This window comes from Streptomyces sp. ActVer, assembly GCF_027270795.1.
Lineage (GTDB): Bacteria > Actinomycetota > Actinomycetes > Streptomycetales > Streptomycetaceae > Streptomyces > Streptomyces umbrinus_A.
This window is the reverse complement of sequence record NZ_JAPWHT010000004.1, coordinates 60566-66798: the sequence shown is the minus strand read 5'-3', so window position 1 is coordinate 66798 and position 6233 is coordinate 60566. Positions and strand designations below refer to the sequence as shown.

Below are 6233 nucleotides of genomic sequence, written 5' to 3'. Positions count from 1 at the left end.
CGATCTTCCCGACAACACCGCCCCCCGCTTCCCGTCGGGCCACGGGCAGCGCCCGTCGCTGCACCGCAGGTGTGGCGGGCGCCCTGGTCAGCGGGCTCGGCCGGTGGGACCGGGGCGGTACGGGTGTCACCCGGGGGCCCGCGGGGCGGGACGCCGTGACCGGACGCGGCGCGCGCTGTACCGGTACTGGTATCGGTGCCGCGTCGTCGCGTACGTCGCCCGGGGCCTCGGGCTCGTCGGACCGCACCGGCAGAAGCGTGTGCGAGGGCGGTTCGAGTCCGGAGACGGGCCTCGCCGACGTGGTGAGCGCGTTCCTGACGAGCCCGCCCGGCGCTCCGTCGAGGACGGCGTGGGACAGGGGCCCGGTGAAGGAGGGGTTCTGCCAGGTGCTCAGCCGCCCGCCGAACCCGGAGTCCGCGACACCGGTCCGCCCGACAGCGGCCCGCTGGATCGGCGGCAACCCCACCCAGCCGGCCACCGAGGCCGACCTGGCCCCCATGGCCGTAGGAGATGCACCCGCACCCGCACCCGTACGAGAGGAACTACCGCCCCCGGAAGCCGAGTTCGCCCCGGCAACCGGATCCGCCGAAGCCGAAGCCGAAGCCGCAGAAGCCGCAGAAGCCGCCGACGTAACCGAACCGCTGCCCCTCAGCCGGTCGAAGAACCCCACACCTCAGCCCTCCGCCCCGCCCCGCGTCACCAGGGACGCGATCTGTTCCGTGTAGCGCCGGCGGTCCTGGTGTTCGAGATCCAGGATCTCCTCCAGGCTCCAGTGGAAGTGGTAGGCGACGTACGCGATCTCCTCGTGCAGCCGGTCGGTCGCGTACGTCACGATTCCCCCAGGCGGCTCCCGCCGAGTTCGACCTCGAAGGGTTCCGAGCAGTGGGGGCACTCCACGGCGGCGCGGGTGTGGCCCTCGGCGTTGACCTGGCGGTAGAAGTCCTGGAGGAACGCGAGGTCGGAGGCGAACATGTTCTCCACCACCCCGTCGTGCACCGAGGGAAGCGTGCCCAGGCTGGTGATGACCCGGCCCAGCAGGACCACCGACAGATACGCCGGGTTCTCCTGGACGCGGACGTCCCGCAGCGGGATCAGCTCGTCCCGGGCCGTGGCGAGGCGCATCACGCCGTCCCGGTGGACCGTGCCCGACGCGTCGACGTACCCCCGCGGCAGCTCGAAGGGGAACTCCGTCCGCAGCTGCTGCGGCACCGACACGGGGGCGGGAGCGGGCGCGGGCGCCGGGGCCGGCGCAGCGGTCTGCTCCGGCCCCGCCGTCGGTGGTGCGTCCACGACCGGGCCCGCGCCCGCCCTGGCAGCCGTACGCCGCATTACTCGATGACCAGTTCTTCGAAGACGATGGTCACGGTCTCGGTGAGCGCGGAGGCCTCGCCGGCCTTCAGGGCGCTGGCGTCGATCTTGCTGCACCAGGCGTTGCGCATGTTGTACCGCTTCACCGGATTGTTCTGGTAATCCATCATGATGATGGAGGCGTTCTTGCGGGCCGTGCTCATCTGGCCGGCGATCGAGTCGTTGATCCACGTCGTGAACGCCGGGGACTGGGTCATTCCGCGCACCACGGTGCACTGCCCGTCCTTCTGCACACCCGGCATCAGGCTGACCTCGGGCCTGCCCTGTGCCGAGTTCGACAGGTGCTTGATGACGTCCTGTTCGATGCTGAGTCCGTTGACCTCCGCGAGGTACTCGACCATCACGCCGTCGATCTGCAGACCGAAATTATGTGAGGTAAGGGCGTCACCCGGGCTGAGACTCATCTGTTCTCTGTCCTTCTGAGGGTTCTTGGCAATGGCGTACGAGGAGGCTTGCTAGGGCTGGGGGCGCAGGCGGGCGGCCTACTCCTCCAGCTCACCGCTGCCGCTGGAGAACTGGGCCAGCCGGAAGATCACGAACTCGGCGGGCTTGACGGGGGCGATGCCGATCTCGCAGATGACGCGGCCGACGTCCACCGACTCCGGGGGGTTGGTCTCCTCGTCGCACTTGACGTAGAACGCCTCCTCCGGCCGCTGGCCGAAGAGGGCGCCGCTGCGCCACTCGTTGACGAGGAACGCCGAGACGTTGCGCCGGATCCGGGCCCACAGGTTGTGGTCGTTCGGCTCGAACACCACCCACTGGGTGCCGAGCAGGATCGACTCCTCCAGGTAGTTGAAGTACCGGCGGATGTTGAGGTAGCGCCAGGCCGGGTCGGAGGACATGGTGCGGGCGCCCCAGACGCGGATGCCGCGGCCCGGGAAGGCGCGGATGCAGTTGACGCCGATGGGGTTGAGCAGGTCCTGCTCGCCGCGGGTGATCTGGAGCTCCAGGTCCACCGCTCCCCGTACGACCTCGTTGGCGGGCGCCTTGTGCACACCGCGCTCGAAGTCGTTGCGGGCCCAGATGCCGGAGACGTGGCCGCTCGGCGGGATCACCCGGGACTGGCCGGTCGCCGGGTCGAAGACCTTGACCCAGGGGTAGTACAGGGCCGCGTACTTGGAGTCGTAGCCGGCGGTCTCCTGGCGCCAGACGCGGATCTGACGGGCGTTCAGGCCCGGCGGCGGGTCGATGACGGCGACCCGGTCGCCCATCAGCTCGCAGTGCGCGATGAGGCCGAGCTGGACGGCCTTCACGGCCTCCAGGTCGATCGCGCCGCGCTGGTAGGCGGCCATCAGGTCGGGGACGGCGACCATGGAGATCTCGTCCACGGCCTCCAGACCGCCGAAGCCGGTGCGGTCCGCGGAGTCGCCGAGGTAGTGGGCCGGGCCCGGGTGGGAGTCGCTCGCCTTGGTCGGGGTGACGGGGGCGGGGGCGGCGGGGGCCGCCAGGGCCACGGTCTGGTTGTCGGGGCGCGCGAGCTGCGCGGCGGGCGCCGACTCCTGCACGGTGATGAGCTTGGAGCGCTCCTTCACCTGCGTGACGACGTAGTTGCGGCCGCCCTTCTTGGCGGTCACGTCGAACGTCTCGACGGGCTTGTCGCCCTCCTTGACGATCAGCTTGAAGCGCTCGGCGGGGCCCTCGCCCTCGGCGTCCGCGACCTCGACGCTGAGCGAGCCGCCCGCGACGGCGGTCACGCTGAAGGTGCCGAGCTGCTTCGGCTCGCCCGCGGGGAGCGCGGCCGGGGCGGCGGAGCCGGAGACGGACGCCGGGGCGCCGTTTCCTGTTCCCGCCGCGCCTTCGGCGGTGCCGCCGACGCGGACGACGTACGCGGCGCTGCCGCCGTTGTTGAAGAACCCGTACACCGAGTGCGCGAGGTAGTAACCGTCGGTGAAGTCACCAAAGGCCGCGACGTACTGGGACCAGTTGGTCACCAGGGTCGGCTCGTTCAGCGGCCCGGTCGGCGCGAGCCCGACGAAGGCCGCCACCGATGTGCCCACTCCCTCGATGGGACGCGAGCCGCTGGCCACCTCCTCGACGTATACGCCGGGCGACAGGTAGGACGGCATGCTCTGCTCTCCTCGGGGTACGAGACAGGACGCCTCCCACCCTCACGCGCGAAGCGCGTCCCCCGAAACGTCCTCTGGGGCCTGTTCGAGGGCAGAACTGTTGCCCGGACGGGCAGTCCGTCGCCGGAACCTGCCCACGGAGCCGGGCGCGCTGCCCGTGAGACTGCCCCCAAGGCCCTCCCCGTACACGGCAGTTGCACGTAAGGCTGGTGGACCAGCCGTGGAGGGGAGCGCCGTGCGCGCACAGGAAGAACGCACCGAAAAGGCCGATGGTCGGGACAGCGCCGCCCGGCCCGCGACGGCGCGCACGACCGCCGATCGGCTCCTGGTGCTTCAGCGCGCCGCGGGCAACGCGGCCGTCGCACGGGCCGTCGGGCAGCAGCGCCACGAGCACGACGCGAACTGCGGCCACGGCCCGTCGGTCCAGCGCTCCGCGGTGCACCAGGTGCTGCGTTCCTCCGGCCAGCCGCTGGACACACCGCTGAGGACCGAGATGGAGAGCCGCTTCGGCGGCGTCGACTTCAGCGGCGTACGCGTCCACACTGACCCGGTCGCACAGCGGTCCGCCACGGAGATCGGCGCGAGGGCGTACACCTCCGGCAGCCATGTGGTGCTCGGCCCGGGCGGCAAGGACAAGCTCACCCTCGCCCACGAACTGAAGCACGTCCTCCAGCAGAGTCAGGGGTCCGTCCCCGGCACCGACAACGGCAGCGGGCTGCGGGTCAGCAGCCCCGGCGACCACGCGGAGCAGGAGGCGGAGGCCACTGCCCGGCAGGTGATGTCGGCCCCCGTGCAGCGCATGGCCGCGGACGAGCCTTCGGCCGGCGCCTCGGAACCGTTCGTCGGTGACGGCGTGCAGCGGGCCTACGTCGGCTATCCCTACGTGCAGTACGGCGGTCTCTACCAGGGCGCGGGGACCTTCATGAGGGCGGAACTGCACCCGGGACAGATCTCCAAGGGATCGTCCCCGAAGGTGAAGCCCTCATGGTGGCCGACGGGCAGCGGCGCCACCGCGAAGTGGTTCTCCAAGAACATGGTCCAGGGCCACCTGCTCAACGAGATCGTCGGCGGTCCCGGAAACACCATGAGCAACCTCACCCCGCTGACCAAGTCCGGCAACTCCCGCCACCACTCCATGGCCGAGTACAACGTGAAGAAGGAAATCCGCAACGGCAACATCGTCGAGTACGAGGTGCAGGCGCACTACGGCAACGTGTCCGGAGCGGCACTCGGCGCGACCGGTTCCGTCGCGGCGGACATCGACGCCTACTACTCGACGAAGATCCCGGAGCGACTGACGGCGGAAGCCACCGTGTACGACTCGCAGGGCAATTTCCTCTACGGGGAATCCTGGGTCGTCCACAACGAGAAGTACTGATCGCCGACGTGAGCCTGTGGACTTCCCTGGAACCCGCGTCCGCGACTGTGGACCCCGGTGGCAGTACGACCGTACGGCTGCGTCTCCGCAACACCGGTGACGTCGTCGACGAGTACCGCTTCGAGCCCGTCGGCGACCTCGCGCCCTGGACCGTCGTGGAGCCGCAGACGTTGCGGCTGTATCCGGGGACGACGGGGACGGTGGAGCTGTCGTTCGCGCCGCCGCGTACGCCGGACGCGACGGCCGGGCCGAATCCGTACGGCGTGCGGATCACTCCGACCGAGCATCCGGAGGCGGTCACCGTTCCCGAGGGGAACCTGACGATCACTCCCTTCACGGAGGTACGGGCCGAGTTGGTGCCGCCGACGGTGAAGGGGCGTTTCCGCGGGCGGCCCAAGCTGGCCGTCGACAACCTCGGGAACACGAAGCTCACCGCCTCGGTGAGCGGGAGCGACAACGGCGATCAGTTGTCGTACGACCTTCATCCGAGCAATGTGCAGATCGAGCCCGGTCGTGCCGCCTTCGTGAAGGCGACGCTCAAGCCCCGGCAGATCATCTGGTTCGGGTCGAAGGAGGAGCGGCCGTACAAGTTCGCCGTGCAGCGGTCGGGGGTGGCGCCGCTGGATGTCGAGGGGACGTATGTGCAGCGCGGGTTCCTGCCGCGCTGGCTGGCGACCTTCCTGGGTGTGTTCATGGCGCTGGCGATCACCTTCGTGATGCTGTGGATCGCGTACAAGCCCCAGGTCCGCAGCGAGGCCAAGGAACTCCAGGAAGCCGGTGTCAGCACGCTGGCGCCCAGCCCCTCGGAGAAACCGGTGGCGCCCTCTGCGCCGCCTTCGGCCTCGGAACCGGTCGCGTCCGCCCCGGCGGACAACGGCGGAGGTGGAGGCGGGGACGTGCCCGCGCCCGAGCAGACCAAGGAGAAGCCCAAGAGCCTGCTGCCCGCGAACAACGTCGTCCTGAAGAACCTGTCCACCAAGCTGTGTGCCGACATCCCCGGCGAGGGCGTGGGCAAGAGGGACGGCCGGGTCCAGCAGTTCGCCTGCGATCCGACCGCCGCCGACAACCAGCTCTGGAACCTGGAGGTGAAGGTCGGGAAGGGCGGCCCCGGCGGTACGGATCTCTTCCAGATCCGCAACGTCAAGGACAAGTTGTGCATGGATCTGCCGAACTACGGGGCGGTTCCCATCAGGACGAAAGTCACGGAGTTCACCTGCGACGGCACGACCAGCGACAACCAGTTGTGGTGGCTTGCGAAGCAGGAGAGCGGTGCCTACTGGATCCGCAACTTCAAGAGCGACAACAAGTGTCTCGAAATCGCGGGCAGCGACGACGTTCGCAACGAAGTAACCCTGATGATCTTCAACTGCACCGTCACCGATGACCAGGAGTGGCAGATCATCCAACCCGATGAGGACTGA

Annotated in this window: 6 protein-coding genes and 1 pseudogene; 2 read left to right on the top strand and 5 right to left on the bottom strand. The window is 69.5% G+C overall.

Annotation, left to right across the window (positions count from 1 at the left end):
* From O3Q52_RS01570 to O3Q52_RS01550, 5 genes and pseudogenes are all read right to left on the bottom strand, one after another.
* Nucleotides 1–499: pseudogene (locus O3Q52_RS01570) on the bottom strand (hypothetical protein); the annotation flags it as partial.
* A 174-nt stretch (nucleotides 500–673) separates the two neighbouring features.
* Nucleotides 674–832, bottom strand: coding sequence for a DUF6760 family protein (locus tag O3Q52_RS01565; RefSeq protein WP_202918166.1), 159 nt, complete (start codon nucleotides 830–832; stop codon nucleotides 674–676).
* Nucleotides 829–1329: a hypothetical protein gene (locus O3Q52_RS01560; protein WP_269646946.1), complete on the bottom strand. Its 501-nt coding sequence runs from the start codon at nucleotides 1327–1329 to the stop codon at nucleotides 829–831. Before O3Q52_RS01560 ends, O3Q52_RS01565 begins: the two co-directional genes overlap by 4 nt.
* On the bottom strand, nucleotides 1329–1772 hold the full coding sequence (locus O3Q52_RS01555; protein WP_143640089.1) for a phage tail protein: 444 nt from the start codon (nucleotides 1770–1772) through the stop codon (nucleotides 1329–1331). The genes O3Q52_RS01560 and O3Q52_RS01555 overlap by 1 nt, the downstream gene beginning before the upstream one ends.
* 78 nt (nucleotides 1773–1850) lie before the next feature.
* Nucleotides 1851–3434, bottom strand: a complete 1584-nt coding sequence (locus O3Q52_RS01550; protein ID WP_266762309.1) for a phage tail sheath subtilisin-like domain-containing protein — start codon at nucleotides 3432–3434, stop codon at nucleotides 1851–1853.
* 235 nt (nucleotides 3435–3669) lie between these two features.
* On the opposite strand from O3Q52_RS01550, the gene O3Q52_RS54095 reads away from it, so the two are divergent.
* Both O3Q52_RS54095 and O3Q52_RS01535 read left to right on the top strand, forming a co-directional pair.
* Nucleotides 3670–4812 carry a DUF4157 domain-containing protein gene (locus O3Q52_RS54095; protein ID WP_332112837.1) on the top strand — a complete coding sequence of 381 codons (1143 nt, stop codon included), beginning with the start codon at nucleotides 3670–3672 and terminating at the stop codon, nucleotides 4810–4812.
* Between the two features lie 8 nt (nucleotides 4813–4820).
* Nucleotides 4821–6233 carry an RICIN domain-containing protein gene (locus O3Q52_RS01535; protein ID WP_269646945.1) on the top strand — a complete coding sequence of 471 codons (1413 nt, stop codon included), beginning with the start codon at nucleotides 4821–4823 and terminating at the stop codon, nucleotides 6231–6233.